Source organism: Candidatus Kapaibacterium sp. (genome assembly GCA_025059875.1).
Classification (GTDB): domain Bacteria; phylum Bacteroidota; class Ignavibacteria; order Kapaibacteriales; family HRBIN21; genus HRBIN21.
The window spans coordinates 55067-72691 of the sequence record JANXCT010000008.1 but is presented as its reverse complement, the minus strand read 5'-3'; the positions used below and the strand labels follow the sequence as shown (position 1 = coordinate 72691).

The window sequence follows — 17625 nt, the reverse complement described above, 5'->3', positions numbered from 1 at the left end:
TGGGTGCCGGGGTGTATGAGTACAGCTTGGTGCTGGACGGGCGCGTGGTGGCAACGAAGCAGATGACCTTAGTGCGATAGGCTGTATCCCCCTCATTTCCCCTTTCCCCTCCCCTTTTTCGGGGAGGGGATTTTTTTGTTTTGGCCTGACGAGGAGCCGGTAGGATTTGGGTCTTCACCTGTTTCGGATTCCCCTGCTGTGAGGGAAGGTCTGTGGTAAACGGCAACGCCATAATTTCGCGGAGCTTACTTGGACCAAGTCTAACTTCTGTTGAGGTAGGCTTAGATGCACGTGCTCCTGGCTGCTGTAGGGTATGGGGTGTTCGTACTGGTGGGAGCTGCACAACAGGGGGAGCGGAGGATTGATACAGTTCGAGTCTATCGGCTTCCGGGAGTTCAGGTCCTGGGTGAGGAGAGTCGTACGGGGACTGCGGGGAGTTTCGTATGGATCACACCACAGCGGTATGAGGAACTGCACGCCGTCAGTCTGGAGGAGATCCTCCGGACAGTACCAGGGGTGCATGTGCAGGCGGAGGACGGGATGGGTCTACGAGCCAATATTGGGATTCGAGGGCTGCCCCCTACACGGAGTGGGAAGGTATTAGTGCTGGAGGATGGCATTCCCATCGCACCGGCGCCGTACGGCTATTCAGCCCTTTACTACCACCCGCCGATGGAGCGCTTCCGTGGGGTGGAGGTCGTCAAAGGAGGGGCCCAGGTGCTCTACGGTCCGCATACGGTTGGGGGAGTTATCAACTACGTCACGCCAGTGCTGGCTCAGCGACGGCAGTTGCACGTCCGAGCGGTCGGAGGGACGCGGCGGTACGGAAGTTTCTATGTTCTGTACGGGCAGCAGACGGAGCAGGGGGATGGCTTCCTGCTGGATGGGCTCTATAAGCAGGGGCAGCTCAACCGGGAGAACACCGGCGTCCGCATAGGGGATGTGGCGTTGAAGGCCTGGTTACGTCCAGCAGAGGGACAGCGACTACTGCTCAAGGTCAACCTGTATGACGAGGTCTCACAGGCGACGTACGCCGGTTTGACACTTGCCCAGTTTCAGGAGAGCCCTTTCCAGAACCCCTTCGTTCACGACACCTTCTTCGTGGAACGCTACTCGGGGCAGGTGCGATGGGAGCTGGAGTTGCCGCAGGGAAGCTTTTCGCTAACCGGCTATGGAGCCTACCTCCAGCGGGACTGGTGGCGTCAGGGAAGTCTGGTACGGCAGCGGACGCCGGATGGACGCGATACGTTGGTTTCTGCAGATAACAGTGCGGATCCAGGCAACTACGAGGGGGTACGAGTGGTTCCGGATCCCAATCGGGCCGATGGACGCCTGCGGCAGTACTGGTTTGCCGGTGTCGAGGGGCAGTGGCTACATGCCTTCCAGACCGGTTCGCTAGAGCATCGGCTGCGGGCAGGACTGCGCCTCCACGGGGAGCGGCAGCACCGTTACCAAATTCGGGCTCGGTCAGCGATAGGACGCACGGGCACGATCGTAGAAGACAACTGGCGCTGGGGGCTTGCTGGCGGGGCGTTCGTGCAGGGGCAGACGCTGTGGCGTCAGTGGAGTGCGACCGCTGGGCTGCGGGCGGAGTGGATCCAATACCGCCGGCTCAATGCGTTGGCAAACAATGGTGTGGGCGTTGCCGGCGAGACGCAGCTCTGGGCGGTGATCCCAGCAGTTGGGCTGACGTATACGCCAGCGACGGCGTGGACATTCTTCTTCGGCGTCCATGCCGGCTTCGCGCCGCCGCGGGTGGAGGATGTGATTGACAACAACGGCGGGGTAACTGAGCTGGAACCTGAACGGAGCTGGAATTGGGAGCTCGGGATACGTGCTCGGCCTCTACCAGGGCTGACGGCGGAGCTGACGACCTTCCGATTGGACTTCCGCAATCAGATCATCCCTGCGACGCTGGCCGGCGGCGTGACCTCGGCATTGACGAACGCTGGACAAACCCTGCACCAGGGGATAGAGCTGATGATGGACGCCGATGCAGAATCGTTGCTGGGACTGGGCGGCGTTCGCTGCATTGGGAGCGCCACCTGGCTGCCGATAGCTCGATACGAGGGAGAGCGCTACAGTGTCCTCTCCCCCTCAGTGCGAATCACGGGGAATCGCCTCCCGTACGCTCCAGAGTACCAGCTCTCGCTCACTCTCCAGTGGAAACCGTGGCAGTGGCTCCTGCTCCAAGTAGTGACGACCTCCGTCGGGGCGCAGTTCGCCGATGATCTCAATACTGTCGAGCCAACTCCGAATGGGCGACAGGGCCGACTACCGCCGTATACGATCGTTGACGGGACGGTTGAGTGGCGTTTGCGAGAGTGGAAGCTCAACATCGCTTTGACGGTGAAGAATCTCTTCAACCGCCTCTACATCGCCGACCGCAGCCGGGGTATCCTGCCGGGGATGCCGCGTACGGTGCAGCTCGGAGTGGAGTGGGAGCTGTAAGTGCGGCTAGCGCTAGCGGAACTCCAGTGGGCCACGTGCTGATATGCGGCTACAGAAACCCGAGTGCTGGATTGCTATCTTTGTGCTCCTGAGCGAATGGAATGCATATAGGATGGTGGCACTAGCAGTGCTGTGCAGTGCCGCTGTAGGGGTGGCGGCAGAGAACCACGTCCATGGGCAGCGGATAGAGCTACAGACTCTGCTGCAGCATCCAGGGAGGATTACGGCAGAGTTGCGGGCCTCGGATGGGCGGTCGTTGGGACGCTTCGAGGTGCTGTCAGTGTGGGAGGTAGTACGTCCGTTGATCGTTGGGGTACCGGATTCACTCCATCGAGAGACGATACTTGTGTTCAGCTCCGTTGACGGGAGGCGATCGGTGCTGAGCCTAGCGGAAGTTATGCCGCCGGCGCCACTTCCCCCGTTGCTATTGTTGCGGAGGGTTCAGGGGCGCACTGGGGATACAGTGCGAGTGTCTGTAGAGCCCTCCGAGCGGGTTTCGATTCCTCAAGTAGAGCAGGCGTTTGCGCCCGCCGTGCGCCTGCAATACCGCTTGCTTGCGAGGTTAGGTCGGCTACCCGCTCTGCGTTTTCCAGCGCTTGTGGTCGGGACCGATCCCCAGCCACTGCGGTGGCTCTCAGAGGTCGTGCGCGTGGATGTGCTGCAGCTGCAAAGGGAACGGCAGCCATGAAGGTGCCCCTATGGCGGATTGCTCACGCCCGTAGTGGTGACAAGGGCGATGCAGTAAACTGCGGTGTCATCGCTTACCGGGAGGAGTGGTACCCTGTGCTGCGGGACTACTTGACGGCTGAACGTGTCAAAGAGCACTTCCGTGGGATCTGCCTTGGTCCAGTGGAGCGGTACGAGCTCCCAAACCTCTGGGCACTGAACTTCGTGCTCCACAATACGTTGGGTGGTGGTGGCACGGTTTCGCTGAAGCTAGACTCCCAGGGGAAGACAATTGCCTCGGCAATGCTCTTGCTGGAGCTGGAGTTGCCGGAGGAGGTGGTGCAGCGTTTAGGAATACCCACGGAATGAGGTTGGGGTTGCTCCAGCGCTCGCCGGAAGCGATTCGGCAGATGTTTGCAGAGCTGGCGCCGTACTACGACCGCTCCAATACGCTGCTGACGGCGGGGCTCCACTACTGGTGGCGGTGGCGGGCGGTGCGGTGGTCAGAAGCACGTTCGGGGATGGCTGTTTTGGACTGTGCAACGGGAACGGGAGATTTTGCATTCGCTTTCTGGCGTGCTGTCCGACCGCAAGGGTATGTCGTAGGAGTAGACTTCTGCGAACCGATGCTGGAGCGAGCACGCCAGAAGGCTCAACGGCGGGGAGTGCCGATTCAATGGATGACAGCAGACTGTCACCAACTGCCGTTTCCGGATGCTACCTTCGATATCAGCGCCGCCGCTTTCGGCATCCGGAATATGCGGGAGCCCGAGAGGTGTCTTCGAGAAATGGCTCGAGTGGTGCGCCCTGGAGGGAGGGTCGTCATCTTGGAGCTAGGGCAACCGAAGGGCATCTGGGCTGCTCCCTACTGGTTCTACAGCCGATACTGGATTCCGCTCTTTGGTTCCTTCTTCGCCCGCAATCGGCAGGCTTACGAATACCTCCATGTCTCTTCGGCAACCTTTCCATCGGGACGGAAGTTCGTGGAGCTCATGGAGAGGACTGGAGCATTCTGTACCGTTCGGGCGTACCCTCTGATGGCTGGGATCGCCTGGTGTTACGTCGGGACCGTCGGTTGATGGGGACACGTCAGGACATCCTCCAACAGATTGCTCGTGTAGCTTATCGGCGCGGGAACTTCCGTCTCCGCTCTGGGCAGTGGAGCAGTGAGTACGTGGACAAGTACCAGTTCGAGGCTCATCCAGAGCTATTGGGGGCGCTGGGACAGCTCATTGCCGAGCAGCTTCCGCCGGAGACGGAGGTCATTGCGGGTATGGAATTGGGAGGGGTACCCCTGGCAGTAGCCGCCAGCCTGGCTAGTGGACTCCCCTGTGCCTTCGTGCGCAAGCAAGCGAAGGAATACGGTACCCAGCGCCGCAGTGAGGGCTTTCCAGTAGCGGGGCGGCGGGTTGTGCTGGTGGAGGACGTTGTTACCACGGGTGGGCAACTCCTGGAGGGCCTGGAGGTCCTGCGGCAAGAAGGTGCGCAGCCCATCCTGGTTCTCTGCGTGATTGACCGGCAGCAGGGAGCCGCCGAGCGGCTTCGGGAGCCGGGTGTCCCCTTCCGTGCCCTCTTCACGCTGGAGGAGCTCAGAGCGGCAGCAATTCCTAACGAAGCTCGAGGAGACTCGGAGGAATGTTGAACCAACTCTACAGAAAGAGCCATGTGGTGGACTTTGGGATTGGCCTTGCTTGGTGGATTCTTCCTAATTGGGTGCGCGAAGGAAGAGACGCCAACCGACGGTGGTGGGACAACCCCTCCGCAGGAGCGTACTATCCGGAATCTGTGGGTGGACACAGCGAAGGGCTACGCATTGCTGGACTTTGAGCGTGGGGACACCGTCTCGCTGGCCCTTCGCGGGACGGCTGAGTGGGACCTACTGCTGCCGGCGCTTTCACCGCGGACCCGCTCAGTGGACATCTTGCTCAACTCTGGGACGGTGAACCCAAGTGGGAAGACCAGAGGAGTGGTGCTCGACCAGCCGTATGGCCAGGTTAAGCAGATACCGGCAGATGTCCAGCTCCGGGAAGATGACACAGCAGCGGCCCGGCGGGTGATCTCCCCTTCAGTAAGAGGCGAGGGATTGTTCCTGTACAACAGCCAGACCCGCACGCTGATCCCACTGCCGAAGACCTTAGTACTGCAGACGCGCTCAGGCAAGTACGTTAAAGTCCAATTCGTCAGCCTCTACAAAGATGCCCCTGCACAGCCCGACCCGTTCCAGTTAGGCTATTGGACTATTCGCTACACAGTGAGCCCAACGAGGTCCTTCCCATAGGACTGTGGCATAAGAACTGGGCTTCTGCAGCTATTGAGCCCTGCTGCAATTGGGCCACCGGAGGTGTATCAAGATGGCGTGCACGTTGCTCTGACCTGAAAGCTGACGGTGGACGTCTTACCGACACATAGGTGGTAGCGGAGAACAACTCGATTGTGCCTTGGGAGTCCCTCTGGAGTCCTTCAGAGTCGCTCCAGCTCTGCCTGGAGGGTCTGGTACTGGTAGAGCTGGGCATAGAGCCCACCGCGCTGTAGGAGCTCGCTGTGGGTGCCCTCCTCTACGACGGTGCCGTTATCCAGTACGAGGATACGGTCGGCAACCAGAAGGCTCGCGATCCGATGAGCAATGAGGATGACTGTGCGTCCGGAGGCGAGCTCCCGAAGACGGTGCTGGATAGCGCTTTCGGTGGCGCTATCGATGGAGGAGAAGGCGTCATCCAGCACCAGGACAGGGCTGTTACGGAGGAAGGCACGGGCCAGAGCAACGCGCTGCTTCTGCCCACCGGAGAGCGTGATGCCACGTTCGCCAACGAGAGTGTCGTAGCCTTTTGGGAAGAGCTCAACGTCGCTGTGCAGCGCTGCCCACTGGCTGGCGCGGAGCACTTCCTCCAGAGGAGCATCAGGCTTGCCGAAGCGGATGTTCTCCGCAACGCTGAGCGAGAACAGGAACGGTTCCTGCGGCACGACCGTGATAGCGGAGCGGAGGACCCGCAGAGGATAGTCCCGGATGTCGTGCCCATCCAGGAGGATGGATCCCTGCGTCACATCGTACAGCCGTGTCAGGAGTGCCACCAGTGTGCTCTTGCCGCTGCCAATTGGGCCGGTGATGCCGACGATACTACCAGCGGGGATAGTGAAGCTGACATCGCGGAGTACCCATGGGCGGTCGTCAGTGTAGCGGAACCAGACGTTGCGGAACTCGATCCTCCCGCGGAGCTCGTGGGCATGGATACGGAGCCGTCCTGTGTCAGGGACGTCGGGTGTCAGTTCCATGAGGTGCCGGAGCCGTGCAGCAGAAGCTGCCGCGCGCTGCACGATGTTCGTAATCCATCCCAGAGCGGCGAAGGGCCAAATGAGCTCGTTGGTGTAGAGGAAGAACTGCGCTAGCTCCCCGGCCGTCAGCGTCTGCTCCATTAGCCGGAATCCGCCGTAGCCGAGCACGACAAGCTGGATGATTCCTACCAGCGCCAGCATAGAGGGCGAAGAGAGAGCCTGGAAGCGGCCTAAGCGTAGGCTGCGGAGTGCATACTCCCAGCTCAATTGGCGGAAGCGGTCGCTTTCCGCAGTTTCAGCCCCGTAGGCCCGAACAACCCGGATGGCGGAGAAGCTCTCCTGGGCGTGGCGGGTGAGTTCCCCGAATTGCTCCTGCACAGTGGTGAAGGTTGCATGCACGCGCCTGCCGATGGTATAGGTTAGGATGGCAGCAAGAGGTAGTGGCAGTAGGGCGAACACAGTCATGGGGACGTCCAGCGTCAGCATGAAGAGGAGCGAGAATGTGAGCGCCATCGCGGTATTGAGCCCGTACATGATAGCTGGACCTAGAAACTCGCGGACTGCTGAGATGTCGTTCGTGGCATACGCCATCAGCTCGCCAGTAGGGTGGGTGTGGAAGAAGCGGGCGGAGTGGCGCTCGAGGGCGCGTAGGAAGTCGTTTCGGAGCTCGTACTCCAAAATCCGGGAAACCACGATGATGGTCTGTCGCATCAGGAAGGTGAGCACTCCGCCAAGGAGTGTCAACCCCAAGATTCCGCCCAGGTTGAGGAGCAAAGAGGGGGTAGAGAGGGACCGCGCGATGATGCCATCCACCGTATGCCCGACGATTCGAGGAGTGAAGGCCCAAGCGAGGTTTGCGGCCAGAACACTCAGCGCTCCGATGAGGAGGCGGATCCAGTATCGGCGTAGGTACGGCGACAGCCAAAGGAGATCGCGCATGCTCGGTTCGAAGCTCGGCTCCTGTGCTGGAAGAGTACGAACGCCGTATGTGTGTAGTGCATGCTCGGAGCAAGCCCCACGAGGGTTCAGCGCCAATGTCGTGCGGCGTCAGTACCGCGGACGCGTAGGCCTGTAGTGTGCGTCTCCATGTGCTGTCGGTCGTGCAGCAGGAGGGGCGCACAATGTGGCGAGGCTTTGCACTGCCGTTTCTCTGTACAGTGATAGGACTAGCGCAGCCAGCCGTTCCAGAGGCCGTCCAAGCCCGAGTGGCTCACTTCTTCAAGCTCCTTGCGGCTGGCGAGGTAGAGCGAGCCTACGCAAGGCTCTTGGAAGGCGGACCGTTAGCGGATTCGGTTCAGCAGGCTCAACTGGTGGAGCAGACCTATCGGCTCCACGAGCGTTGTGGGCTACCTCTCGGCTACGAGCTTGCCCGCATGACGGCATACGGAAAGAGCCTGCTCCGGTTGGCATACGTTGGCCTCTATGGGCAGCAAGCAGTGGTGTGGCAGATGCACTTCTACCGCTCGCCACGCCATGGGTGGATCGCCGTGCGAGTAGTCGTCAGCGACAGCGTTGAAGAGCTGCAGTAACACTGCCAGGGAGCACCTCTGCGTCTCCTGCACATAGGTGCAGAGCGGGTAGAGGCAGGGTGATGCTGAGGTGGCTTGCAAAACCTCTGTGGCCAGACCTTGCACTAGCACTGCTCCGCGTATGGCTTGGGGCGATGATGTTGTGGCATGGAGTTCCAAAGTTCGGGCGGATGGAAAGGTTCCAGCAGCGCGTTGCAGAGATGGGCTTCCCTCTGCCTGAGGTCTTCGCTTGGGCGGCGGCACTCTCGGAGACGCTCGGCGGGGTGGGTCTCATCCTGGGACTCGGCCTTCGAGCCGTCCTACCTTTCGTCGCGGTAACGATGGCAGTGGTGGTCTTCGTAGCCCATGCTGGTGATCCCTTCTCTCGGCGTGAGCTAGCGGCCACTTACGGTATTTTGGCCGTGGTGGTGTGGCTGCTCGGGCCCGGTCGGTGGAGCGTGGATGCGTGGTTAGCACGTTGGAGGCAGCAGCGATGAGGATTGCTATAGCCTCTGACCATGCGGGCTTTGCGTACAAAGAGCGCCTACGAGAGCTCCTGCAGCAGGCAGGGAACGAGGTGCAGGACTATGGGGCCCACTCGGAGGAGTCCAGCGATTACCCTGACTTCGCCGTTCTGGCTGCAAGGGCGGTGGCCCGTGGAGAGGCAGATTACGGGATTCTCATCTGCGGTAGTGGCATCGGCATGAGCATCGTCGCCAACAAAGTGCCAGGCGTGCGGGCTGCAAACTGCTGTACGGAGGAGATGGCACGTCTGAGCCGCCTGCACAACAACGCTAATGTACTCACGTTCGGAGCACGGCTGATGCCGTTTGAGCAGGCGTGGAGGATCGTGCAGGTGTTTTTGGAGACCCCTTTTGAGGGGGGCCGGCATGAGCGGCGGGTTGGCAAGATTCACCAACTGACAGAGCGCTGAGGGATGCAGCTCGTAGACGTGCTGGCCGTTGGAGCCCACCCTGACGATGTGGAGATGTCCTGTGGTGGTACGCTCATCAAGCTTGTCCGTGAGGGCTGGCGAGTGGCAATTGTGGACTGTACACGTGGTGAGCTAGGAAGCCGGGGGACGGTAGAGGTCCGGGCTCGGGAAGCGGCGCAGGCGGCCGCCATCATTGGGGCTGTTGCGCGCGAAAACCTGGGGCTTCCCGATGGTTATGTTGCTCCAACACCGGAGGCGATCGAGGCACTGGCGAGGCTCTTTCGGCACTATCGCCCACGCATCGTGCTCTTCCCGCCACCGTTTGAGCGGCATCCAGATCACGAACAGGTCCACCGACTGGTGCGTGCGGCGTGGTTCCACAGTGGCTTAGCAAAGCTAGTCACGTACGGAATGGACGGGCAGCCGCAGCAGCCGTACCGTCCGCCACTGCTGTTCTGCTACATGCAGGCTTACGAGTTCCAGCCGACTTTCTACGTGGACATCAGCGACGTGTACGCCGAAAAGGTGCGCGCTGTACAGGCACATGCATCGCAGGTGTACGTTCCGGGGGTCTCCCCTGAGGGTGAGCCTGAGACGGTGCTCTCGCGACCGGAGTTCTGGGAACTGTTGGAGCTGCGGGCGCGCTACTTCGGCTCTCGGGTTGGAGTGCGGTACGCAGAAGCCTTTCTGGCACTGACGCCGCTTGGAATCCCGACAATGGGAATCTGGCTAGGGCACGAGGGAGTGCGCACCGCAAGTCTTGAAGAGCCACTGCAGGATTCTTGGCCAGGGAGCGTGTCGTGAGCTTCTGTCTGCTCTGTCACCGCCGCTTGCGGCTGCCACGACGTAGCTTTTGTTCAGAGCGGGTCTCCAGGGGATTGATGCGTGAAGTCGTCACCGGTCCGAAGCGGGCGATTGTGTGCCGGTCCAGCTCCAGGAAGTCTATGCGGAGCTCGCGCTGCCGGGCGGCGATGTAGGCCGCTACAGTTGGCTCGGCGTAGTCAGCCACGAAATGGAGGAGGGTGCGTCCATCACGCTCAAAGTCCGCGCGATACCAGGCAAAGAGTGGGGAGAGCCAGAGCGTGTTGCTTTCCACATCCAGGACGCAGCCGCGTGGGGAGCGCAAGAAGGCGCGGGCATTCTCACGGAGTCGGCGCTGGAGATTGGCTGCTGTGAAGGCACGGCGGGCCAAGGGAGGAAAGCCCTGCGTGATGCCGCTGGCACCGAAGTGGAGGAGCGGATCTCCAAAGCGGCGCAGGCGGTCGCGGAGGCTTAGCAGAGTATGCTCCTCGCCGGCGATGCAGAAGGTATCGAGCCGCATCAGGGAGTCCCATGCCCCAGCGTAGCGCAATCCGGGATGTCGCGCCAGCACAGCAACGACACAGGCATTGTGGGCATTGAGCCAGAAGGCCATTTGGGATTCCCGTGGGCCTTGCTCTGGCACTGCCACGGCCAGTGAGTCTAGGTATGCCCGAAAGCTGGGTTCTCGCGCAATTCCGAAGGCGTTGACTCGCCCTGCCCAGACATACCGCTGGAGTAGGCTGTCCCAGACGGCATGGAAAGTGTCGGGTTGGGCAAGTAGCAGAGGGCTCCATGAGAGCGCGACCTTAGCGGCGGTGATGTAGCTCCGCATGATGGTGTCCAGCTTGATGTGACAGCGATGTTCGATTATCGAGGTTGTGCTACGTGGCGCTCGGCGTGGTAGGAACTTCGCACAAGGGGCCCAGCCTCCACGTGCTCAAACCCCATCTCTAGGCCAATTCGGCGGAGCTCATCGAACTCTTGAGGCGTGACGTACCGCTCCACTGGTAGGTGGTTAGGAGTCGGTTGCAGGTACTGTCCGAGGGTTAGGATGTCTACCCCGACCTTTCGGAGGTCTTGCATGACGGCTACCACCTCTTCCAGCCGTTCGCCCAGCCCGAGCATGAGGCCCGTCTTCGTTCGCATGCCCTGGCACTTCGCTTCTTGGAGGACGCTCAGGGTCCAGTGGTACTTGCCCTGCGGGCGGACGCGTCGGTAGAGGCGGGGAACGGTTTCGGTGTTGTGCCCGAGGATATCAGGTCGAGCGTCAATGACTAACTGGAGCGCTTCCTTCTTGCCCTTGAAGTCGGGGATGAGGACTTCCACGGTGACCCCAGGGCAGAGGCGGCGAATCTCCTGAATGGTGCGAGCAAACCAGATGGCGCCGCCATCGGGCAGCTCATCTCGATTGACGGAAGTGATGACAGCATGGCGAATGCGCATCTGGCGGACTGCCTCTGCGACACGCCGTGGTTCATCGGGGTCAACCGGCAGCGGGCGGCCTGTCTTGACAGCGCAGAAGCCACAGGAACGGGTGCAGATGTCGCCCAGAATCATGAACGTTGCTGTGCCAGCACCCCAGCATTCAGCGATGTTGGGGCATCGGGCCTCCTCGCAGACCGTATGGAGTGACTTCGCCCGCATCATCCGCTTGAGACGGACGTAGTTCTCGCCTCCAGGAGCGCGCACCTTCAACCACTCCGGGCGCAGCGTCCGTGGCGGTACCTGCGAGAGGACCGGTAGGGAGATGAGGGGGAGACTATCCATCTGCACTGCCCACTTGTGCCCTTCTCCCTCGGCTCAGCCGAGGTAGATGCGCAGCTCTTGCACCTGTCTCATGTGCTTCAGGCGGCGGAGAGCTTTCTCACGAATCTGGCGGACTCGCTCGCGAGTTAGGTTGAACTTCTCGCCAATCTCTTCTATCGTCAGCTGCGGATAGCCGTCCAGGCCGAAGGAGTAGCGGAGGATCTCTGCTTCACGCTTCGGTAAGCGGTTGAGCAGTGCCCGGATCTCCTGCCGCAGCGATTCCTGCATCGTTGGCTCGTCGGGGTCGGGTTCATCCTCGTTGGGCAGGATGTCCAGTAAGCGGCTGTCTTCGCCCTGTACAAATGGGGCATCAACGGAGAGGTGCCTGCCAGCCAGGCGTAGGGTTTCAGCGACTTCTTCGGGGTTCATGTCCAGCTCTTGTGCCAGCTCAGCCGGGGTAGGCTCTCGCTCATAGATCTGCTCGAGCTCGCTGTACTTGCGGCTGATCTTGTTTAGTGCCCCGACTCGGTTGAGTGGCAGGCGAATCAGACGGGCCTGTTCCGCCAATGCCTGCAGGATGGACTGCCGTATCCACCACACGGCGTAGGAGATGAACTTGAAGCCGCGTGTCTCGTCGAACCGACGGGCTGCCTTGATGAGCCCAAGGTTGCCCTCGTTGATGAGATCTCCGAGCGAAAGTCCCTGGTTCTGGTACTGCTTCGCTACACTGACGACGAAGCGCAAGTTGGCTTTCACAAGCTTCTCAAGGGCTCGCTCGCCCTCCGGTCCACCGCGCTTGATCTGCCGTGCTAGCTCGATTTCCTCTTCTGGAGTCAGGAGCTCATACTTCCCGATCTCCTGCAGGTACCGGTCTAATGACGGGCTTTCGCGATTCGTATACTGTTTCGTAATGCGCATGGGCACTACTCTCAGCTGGTGGAACAGGCCATCGGAGCTTCAGAGCATGCCAATAGGACGACCGCCCAGAGGGGCTATTGTGGCGTCAACCGTAGTGCTTTGCCTCTCTGGGCAGCCATAGCTTTCCAGGAGACCCTACTCTCACCGCTGGAGGAGCAGCGGGATAGCATACTGGCGGTGTCCAAGGGAGAGGCGCAGCCAGTATTGTCCTGAGGCACAGAGGTCCCCTGAGTCTGTACGCCCATCCCATCTCAGGATGCCTTGGGTGGGGTGCTCTATTGGGAGTTGGCGAATCCTCCTCCCTTCACTCGTCACGACTTCAGCGGCGAAGAGCCGTGTGGTCTTGGGTAGGGTATACGCCACAGTGAAGACCTCAGCACTGGGGTTCGGGAGGACACGGAGTACGATTCCTAGTAGGAGCTCCTCCTGCACGCTGGCAGGCTGCTTTCCAACTCCTCGAATCTCTACGCGCAAGGTGTCACTGCGGAAGTTGCCGGCGTATGCCACCTCCAGGAGTTGGTAGAAGGTGCCCTCGTTGATGGGGGCAAACCGCAGAGTCAGCTCAAGGCTCTGCCCGGAGTCGAGTGCCACAGGCGTCTGGGGAGGATTGACGAGTCCAAACGCCATATGGGCTGACACGCCGAGCGAGAGCTCTGTGATGGAGACTCTCAGTGGTCCGGGGTTGATCAGCCTCAGTGACAGCTCCTTGCGCGTGCCGAGCATTACGGTGTCGAAGTCTAGGAGGGCCGGGCTAGCGAGGAGCCACGGGACTGCACCTACGCCACGCAGGGCAAGGCTGGGAGGTGTGCTGACGTTTGCTGTAAACTGGATCTCTGCTGTGCGCTCGCCTGAAGCTCTGGGGATGAAGGCAATCGCCAGAGTTCGCTCCTGCTGCGGCGCTAGAGTGAAGCTGCCACCACCACTGAGAAGTCGGAAGTCAGCGGCATGTGGACCTACGACACTAACAGCCGTGACGCGGAGTGTATCATCGCCAGCATTGTAGACAACACCTTGCAGCTCTACAGCAACGCTATCCCCGAGCTCTCGCGTTCCGAAGTCCACGGACGATTGCCGCAGTGCCAGTACAGGCTGGCCCGGCTGCCTAACAGTCAATTGTGCTGCTCGGCTGACTGTCTGGCCACAACTGTTCCAGACTACGCAGTCGTAAGAGCCAGCGTCCGAGAGTTGAGCAGCGGTGATGGTGTATTCCGGACGCGTTGCTCCAGCAATCGCAACCCCGTTCTTGCGCCACTGGTACTGTAGCTCCACTCCACGGGCTCCCACGCGGAAGGTAACAGACTGGCCCACGCGGACTGTCTGAGATTGGGGATGTTCTGTGATGACGGGTGGCTCTACGACGGTTAGTCTGGCTTGCATGCTGTAGGCAGGGGGCTCACAGTCGCCAGAGACGACGACATCGTAAAGCCCGGAGTCCGCTGGTTGGACGGAGGCAATTGTGTACGTTGCTGTCGTGGCTCCCGGAATAGGAGTGCCGTTCTTTCGCCACTGGTAGCGGAGGTTGGTCCCTGTGGCTGTCACCCGAAAGATCGCCTGTTGGCCGGTGCAGACGGTGAGCGATTGTGGGTGCTGTGTGATGCGAGGACGCTCCTTCACTGTTAGGCGTACCGTGTCGCTCGTGACCGAACCGCAGACATTGCTCACCACGACGTCGTAGACGCCAGCAGTACTGGTCGTAGCGGTGAACTGGTAGGTTGCCGTCGTGGCCCCAGGAATGTTCTGGCCGTTGAGGCGCCATTGGTAGCTCAGTCCAGTACCCTGGGCGACAACACTAAGGGTAACAGGAGTGCCCTCACAGACAGGCTGTGGCTGCTGCGGCTGCTGGGTAATCTGCGGTGGACCGCTGATGGAGAAGTTGCCATCGCTGCCGTCGAAGAGCTGTGCATCTGAGGCGTCGGATATGCGGATGCGGTACTGGGAACCTGGCTGCTGGTTCGATGGGATCGTCCAGCTCCAGCTACCGGAAGAGGCCGGGACGTTCGTTGCGAGCGTTGTCCAGGTCTGTCCGCCATTCGAGGAGAGCTCTATGGTAACGTAGTCTACGCCTGTGCTGTTCCAGCGGATGGTTCGGGTACTACCAGCGCACCATGTCTCTCCGCCATTGGGCTCTAGTACAGTGATGCCAGCAACAGTGAGGGTAACTGGGGTCATGAAGTTCCATGCGTCGCCATTAGTATTTCCGTTACCGTTGACAGCGTTCCCAACGGCGCGTAGGGTATACGTTCCCGGTGTCGTGGGTGCTGTCCATGAGAAGTTGAAAGAGGCCTGTCCGCCGCTCATTGTCTTCGGCTGAGTATGGGTAAGCTCGTTATTGGACAGTTGCAGTCCAGAACCAGAGCCAGGTGAAAGGCTTCCAGCGTTCTGCCCAAACTGATTATGTACGGCGATGTTGACTCCAGCGGCAGACTGAGTGCTGTGGGCGACGATGACGGTCAGGTTCAGCGTCTGTCCCGGACGGGTACGGAAGCTCCCGGTACTACTCTGAGCGGTCAGTGTCGTTGCAGACGAGCTGGTACCATGACAGGTGCAACCCGAGGTTGTCATGCCGACGGTGCCAGAGGAGTAGCCGGCTGCAGAGTAGATTCCCCAGCCAAGGAGGCAGAGTAGGAGAGCAGTCATGGTCATCTCCGGCTAGCTGTGATACGGACGCTTTAGAAGGTTATCCGTAGAACATTGCGGGCAGCATCATATTCGCAGGGGAAGCGCCGCAGAGGGCGCTCTGCTGGTCCTCGCAGTACCCGGCCGTCCCGCACGGCAAACTGAGCACCGTGACAAGGGCACGGTATGACGTCCCCAGTGGGGTAGCCGACGTCACAGTTCGCGTGGGGGCAGGCTACCGAAAAGGCAACGAACTCCATCTGCCCCAGTCGAATGATGAGCACGTTGCGCCCATTGTTGTAGGGCTCAAAGGGCTTCTTCACTGCCCCGCCGACCTGCTGCAGCTCTGGGACGCTAGACAGGTCCAGTTCTACTGTCCCGCTCGGCTCTGTTGCTTGTTTGGTTTCGGAGACGCAACCGGATAGCCAGTTGAGAAGTGCCGGTAGGCATAGACCTGTCCCCAGAACTGCTGCGGTTACCTGCAGGAATTGGCGTCGGTCAGCAGAGGTCTCCCTGCACATCGGCCTACCGAGTGCCTGTTGGACTAGCTGCGGTCGAGCCATAGAGGGTTACCCAGACGCGAATCGTCTCTCCGACACGGCTTCCAACGATCCCTTGACGCCCGCGGATGTTGAAGTCGCGCAGCGAGATAGTAAACTCGCTCTGCACCATGACGAAGTCCCCAGGGGCCCGTTTCCGTGTCTCGAGATTCTCCAGCACGTAGGTTAGTGTGATAGGGAGCTCCATCGGTTTCGATACACCATGCAGAGTGAAGGTCCCAACGGCCTTTGCCGTGAGGGTGGCTCGGTCTCGACTCTGCTCAGTAATCCGGACCTCTTTGAGCTCCCGGACGTCGAAGCTGATGGTAGGGTATCGCTCGGCATCTAGCCACTCAGGGCTCCGGAGGTGTTCGTCCCGGCGGGTGATTCCGGTGCGCATGCTAGCCACTGTCACCTGAATACGACCCGAGGTTGCTTCTAAGTTGGAAGGGTCAACCGTAAAGCTGCCAGAGATACCGTCTGCGGTTCCCTCAAACTCTTCGAGTGGGGCCGAGCTTAGGAATTTGCACAGGTTGGGGCCAACATTGTTCGATAGGGTTACGGTCTTCTTCTGATTGACGGGAAGGGGGAGCCGAGTTGCGGCAGAGGTAGTAGAGGACAAAGCGAGAAGGCCCGTTAGCAAGCAGCTGATCAGACGGACTGTCATGAGGTATCGCCATCCTTATGGGACATTGCTAGCCGGTGCTGTCGTTGTCGCCACCAGCCAAACAGCCACGCCCCGATGCCGGCCACAACTAGTGGACCGGCAACATCTAAACCTAGCCGGAAGTCTGGTCTCCACTCTACACGCTCACGCGTTGTGCCAAAGATAGGGTCAGCTTCGCGGTAGATGACCATTTGTCGGTCCTTCGTGAAGATGTGCCTGCCATGGAGCAGCCAAAGGGAGATGGTGGATATAGCGACGAGCACACCAAGACACTGTAGAAGTTTCCACCCTCGCATCGTTGCGCTGCCTCAATAGAACACATGGAGCTGGACGGCAACTCTCCCACTGCGGTAAGCTTCAGTATCCGCCCATCGGTACTCTGGACGTACCTCCACGAACGGGAGTACGAAGAGCTGGGCTCCAAGCACGAGTTGCGTCGTATACGGGGTTGCTGCGAAGGCTGGTTCCGTGACGGCTCCATGTTCAGCACGGAAGTAAGGCAGGACAGCATTCCAGAGCCAGAGGCTGGCCTCTGCCGAAATCGTCCAGCGGCACAGTACAGGAGCCCGCAGTATGCTAGCTTCTGCCCAGATGGCGAAGCGGTCAATCCAGCCAGTTCCAGCAAAGGCATTCCAGAGATCGAAATCGCGGTTACCCAGCCACGAGGCTCCCAGCGAAAAGTTCCATAGGGTAGCACTTGGTGTCAGCCAAAGGTGTCCGTTCCATACCAGTTGGGAAGCAGCTGTGAGAGGACTCTGTCCCGTAGGGCTACGCAGTCTAACGTCTGCTAGGGCTCCTGCTCGAAAGACACCGGCCGTCAGCGAGAGCCAAGGGAGCGAGAACCACTGTAGGTGTGTGCCCCACTGCGCGAAGTTCGGTGCCAGGAGGTAAGTCTCCTGCGGCGAGTCGTAACGCGCTCCCGGCAGGCGCCGGGTAAGCATCGTATGGTCGTCGTAGCGCAGACCCACCGCTGGTTGGAAGAATCCTACCCGGAGCTGTGGTAGTACTGGTAGTGGCTGGAGGGTGGCGGAGCCGCTCCATCGCTGCTGGCCAGGGAAGACGAGGCGGCCGCCGTTAAGGGTCGCTTCGACCGATACCGCCTTGATTGGCTGGACTCCGATGTGGAGCGCACCCTGCATCGGGAAGAGGCGCCATCGGGGCTGGAGGGTTGGATTGTGAGATTGGAAGCCCTGTAGACGGGCATCAACCCCGAGTAGCAGGCGCCCTCCCCAGAAGCCGTTTCCCTGCTGTCGCCACCGCTCTTCTAGCCAGCCGAGTCCGAGTTGACGCCACTGGAAGAGCCCAACGTCGTGCATTGTGTACCATCCCAGCTCGCTCCGAAGGCCCCCGCCAGTTGGGCTAACGTGGCAAGCGATGCATCGGTTGCTTGTCAGCAGCGTAAAGGTCGGAATTGCTGCCACAGGTTGACAGAGGCCCAGCGCCGCAATCCACATCCCTCCCCAGAGGAGGCTCATCCTATGGGTTCCCAGGGATACAAGCACGGGGAGA

General features: G+C 60.4%; 19 protein-coding genes. 10 read left to right on the top strand and 9 right to left on the bottom strand.

Going from position 1 to position 17625, the window contains the following annotated elements; translation table 11 throughout:
• Positions 1-285 precede the first annotated feature (285 nt).
• From NZ960_07925 to NZ960_07900, 6 genes are read left to right on the top strand one after another with little or no spacing between them, the layout of a single operon-like run.
• Complete coding sequence (locus NZ960_07925) at positions 286-2451, top strand: TonB-dependent receptor (GenBank protein MCS7177518.1); 2166 nt, start codon at positions 286-288, stop codon at positions 2449-2451.
• A gap of 43 nt (positions 2452-2494) precedes the next feature.
• Positions 2495-3139, top strand: a complete 645-nt coding sequence (locus tag NZ960_07920; GenBank protein MCS7177517.1) for a hypothetical protein — start codon at positions 2495-2497, stop codon at positions 3137-3139.
• Positions 3136-3486: a hypothetical protein gene (locus NZ960_07915; GenBank protein ID MCS7177516.1), complete on the top strand. Its 351-nt coding sequence runs from the start codon at positions 3136-3138 to the stop codon at positions 3484-3486. Before NZ960_07920 ends, NZ960_07915 begins: the two co-directional genes overlap by 4 nt.
• Positions 3483-4196 carry a bifunctional demethylmenaquinone methyltransferase/2-methoxy-6-polyprenyl-1,4-benzoquinol methylase UbiE gene (gene ubiE / locus NZ960_07910; protein ID MCS7177515.1) on the top strand — a complete coding sequence of 238 codons (714 nt, stop codon included), beginning with the start codon at positions 3483-3485 and terminating at the stop codon, positions 4194-4196. Before NZ960_07915 ends, ubiE begins: the two co-directional genes overlap by 4 nt.
• Positions 4172-4759: an orotate phosphoribosyltransferase gene (gene pyrE, locus NZ960_07905; protein MCS7177514.1), complete on the top strand. Its 588-nt coding sequence runs from the start codon at positions 4172-4174 to the stop codon at positions 4757-4759. The genes ubiE and pyrE overlap by 25 nt, the downstream gene beginning before the upstream one ends.
• Before the next feature lie 21 nt (positions 4760-4780).
• A complete protein-coding gene (locus NZ960_07900; protein MCS7177513.1) occupies positions 4781-5395 on the top strand; it encodes an HmuY family protein in 615 nt (204 codons plus the stop codon).
• Positions 5396-5577: 182 nt separating this feature from the next.
• Here NZ960_07900 and NZ960_07895 read toward each other — a convergent pair whose 3' ends face one another.
• Positions 5578-7326 (bottom strand): ABC transporter ATP-binding protein/permease, encoded by a 1749-nt coding sequence (locus NZ960_07895; GenBank protein ID MCS7177512.1) that lies wholly within the window; start codon positions 7324-7326, stop codon positions 5578-5580.
• 182 nt (positions 7327-7508) lie between these two features.
• Between NZ960_07895 and NZ960_07890 the strand changes: the two genes are divergently transcribed.
• The 4 genes from NZ960_07890 (at position 7509) to bshB1 (ending at position 9633) form a co-directional block, all read left to right on the top strand.
• Complete coding sequence (locus tag NZ960_07890; GenBank protein ID MCS7177511.1) at positions 7509-7916, top strand: hypothetical protein; 408 nt, start codon at positions 7509-7511, stop codon at positions 7914-7916.
• Between the two features lie 62 nt (positions 7917-7978).
• Positions 7979-8392, top strand: a complete 414-nt coding sequence (locus tag NZ960_07885) for a DoxX family protein (protein ID MCS7177510.1) — start codon at positions 7979-7981, stop codon at positions 8390-8392.
• Positions 8389-8829 (top strand): ribose 5-phosphate isomerase B, encoded by a 441-nt coding sequence (gene rpiB, locus NZ960_07880; GenBank protein MCS7177509.1) that lies wholly within the window; start codon positions 8389-8391, stop codon positions 8827-8829. Before NZ960_07885 ends, rpiB begins: the two co-directional genes overlap by 4 nt.
• A 3-nt stretch (positions 8830-8832) precedes the next feature.
• Positions 8833-9633, top strand: a complete 801-nt coding sequence (bshB1, locus tag NZ960_07875) for a bacillithiol biosynthesis deacetylase BshB1 (GenBank protein ID MCS7177508.1) — start codon at positions 8833-8835, stop codon at positions 9631-9633.
• A 16-nt stretch (positions 9634-9649) separates the two neighbouring features.
• On the opposite strand, the gene NZ960_07870 is transcribed toward bshB1, so the two are convergent.
• The 8 genes from NZ960_07870 to NZ960_07835 all read right to left on the bottom strand — a co-directional run bounded on the left by NZ960_07870 (position 9650) and on the right by NZ960_07835 (position 17591).
• The gene (locus tag NZ960_07870) at positions 9650-10462 is read right to left on the bottom strand and encodes a DUF547 domain-containing protein (GenBank protein MCS7177507.1); all 813 of its coding nucleotides are present in this window, start codon (positions 10460-10462) and stop codon (positions 9650-9652) included.
• Positions 10463-10497: 35 nt separating this feature from the next.
• Positions 10498-11397 carry a lipoyl synthase gene (gene lipA, locus NZ960_07865; protein MCS7177506.1) on the bottom strand — a complete coding sequence of 300 codons (900 nt, stop codon included), beginning with the start codon at positions 11395-11397 and terminating at the stop codon, positions 10498-10500.
• Positions 11398-11430: 33 nt separating this feature from the next.
• Entirely contained in the window at positions 11431-12294 is an 864-nt protein-coding gene (locus NZ960_07860) for an RNA polymerase sigma factor RpoD/SigA (protein ID MCS7177505.1), read from the bottom strand.
• A 141-nt stretch (positions 12295-12435) separates the two neighbouring features.
• Positions 12436-14931, bottom strand: a complete 2496-nt coding sequence (locus NZ960_07855) for an immunoglobulin domain-containing protein (GenBank protein ID MCS7177504.1) — start codon at positions 14929-14931, stop codon at positions 12436-12438.
• Positions 14932-14963: 32 nt separating this feature from the next.
• Positions 14964-15431, bottom strand: coding sequence for a Rieske 2Fe-2S domain-containing protein (locus tag NZ960_07850; GenBank protein MCS7177503.1), 468 nt, complete (start codon positions 15429-15431; stop codon positions 14964-14966).
• Positions 15432-15435: 4 nt separating this feature from the next.
• Positions 15436-16116, bottom strand: a complete 681-nt coding sequence (locus NZ960_07845; GenBank protein MCS7177502.1) for a YceI family protein — start codon at positions 16114-16116, stop codon at positions 15436-15438.
• Positions 16113-16412, bottom strand: coding sequence for a hypothetical protein (locus tag NZ960_07840; protein ID MCS7177501.1), 300 nt, complete (start codon positions 16410-16412; stop codon positions 16113-16115). The genes NZ960_07845 and NZ960_07840 overlap by 4 nt, the downstream gene beginning before the upstream one ends.
• A 12-nt stretch (positions 16413-16424) precedes the next feature.
• Positions 16425-17591 carry a hypothetical protein gene (locus NZ960_07835; GenBank protein ID MCS7177500.1) on the bottom strand — a complete coding sequence of 389 codons (1167 nt, stop codon included), beginning with the start codon at positions 17589-17591 and terminating at the stop codon, positions 16425-16427.
• Positions 17592-17625: the final 34 nt, after the last annotated feature.

What these genes read in the sequence shown, in the direction of transcription:
- NZ960_07895 (MCS7177512.1), bottom strand. Translation starts at nt 7,326, where the DNA reads ATGCGCGATCTCCTTTGGCTGTCGCCGTACCTACGCCGATACTGGATC.
- NZ960_07845 (MCS7177502.1), bottom strand. Translation starts at nt 16,116, where the DNA reads ATGACAGTCCGTCTGATCAGCTGCTTGCTAACGGGCCTTCTCGCTTTG.
- NZ960_07840 (MCS7177501.1), bottom strand. Translation starts at nt 16,412, where the DNA reads ATGCGAGGGTGGAAACTTCTACAGTGTCTTGGTGTGCTCGTCGCTATA.
- NZ960_07850 (MCS7177503.1), bottom strand. Translation starts at nt 15,431, where the DNA reads ATGTGCAGGGAGACCTCTGCTGACCGACGCCAATTCCTGCAGGTAACC.
- NZ960_07860 (MCS7177505.1), bottom strand. Translation starts at nt 12,294, where the DNA reads ATGCGCATTACGAAACAGTATACGAATCGCGAAAGCCCGTCATTAGAC.
- lipA (MCS7177506.1), bottom strand. Translation starts at nt 11,397, where the DNA reads ATGGATAGTCTCCCCCTCATCTCCCTACCGGTCCTCTCGCAGGTACCG.
- ubiE (MCS7177515.1), top strand. Translation starts at nt 3,483, where the DNA reads ATGAGGTTGGGGTTGCTCCAGCGCTCGCCGGAAGCGATTCGGCAGATG.
- NZ960_07915 (MCS7177516.1), top strand. Translation starts at nt 3,136, where the DNA reads ATGAAGGTGCCCCTATGGCGGATTGCTCACGCCCGTAGTGGTGACAAG.
- NZ960_07855 (MCS7177504.1), bottom strand. Translation starts at nt 14,931, where the DNA reads ATGACTGCTCTCCTACTCTGCCTCCTTGGCTGGGGAATCTACTCTGCA.
- NZ960_07925 (MCS7177518.1), top strand. Translation starts at nt 286, where the DNA reads ATGCACGTGCTCCTGGCTGCTGTAGGGTATGGGGTGTTCGTACTGGTG.
- rpiB (MCS7177509.1), top strand. Translation starts at nt 8,389, where the DNA reads ATGAGGATTGCTATAGCCTCTGACCATGCGGGCTTTGCGTACAAAGAG.
- NZ960_07900 (MCS7177513.1), top strand. Translation starts at nt 4,781, where the DNA reads ATGTGGTGGACTTTGGGATTGGCCTTGCTTGGTGGATTCTTCCTAATT.
- NZ960_07835 (MCS7177500.1), bottom strand. Translation starts at nt 17,591, where the DNA reads ATGAGCCTCCTCTGGGGAGGGATGTGGATTGCGGCGCTGGGCCTCTGT.
- NZ960_07890 (MCS7177511.1), top strand. Translation starts at nt 7,509, where the DNA reads ATGTGGCGAGGCTTTGCACTGCCGTTTCTCTGTACAGTGATAGGACTA.
- NZ960_07885 (MCS7177510.1), top strand. Translation starts at nt 7,979, where the DNA reads ATGCTGAGGTGGCTTGCAAAACCTCTGTGGCCAGACCTTGCACTAGCA.
- NZ960_07920 (MCS7177517.1), top strand. Translation starts at nt 2,495, where the DNA reads ATGCGGCTACAGAAACCCGAGTGCTGGATTGCTATCTTTGTGCTCCTG.
- bshB1 (MCS7177508.1), top strand. Translation starts at nt 8,833, where the DNA reads ATGCAGCTCGTAGACGTGCTGGCCGTTGGAGCCCACCCTGACGATGTG.
- NZ960_07870 (MCS7177507.1), bottom strand. Translation starts at nt 10,462, where the DNA reads ATGCGGAGCTACATCACCGCCGCTAAGGTCGCGCTCTCATGGAGCCCT.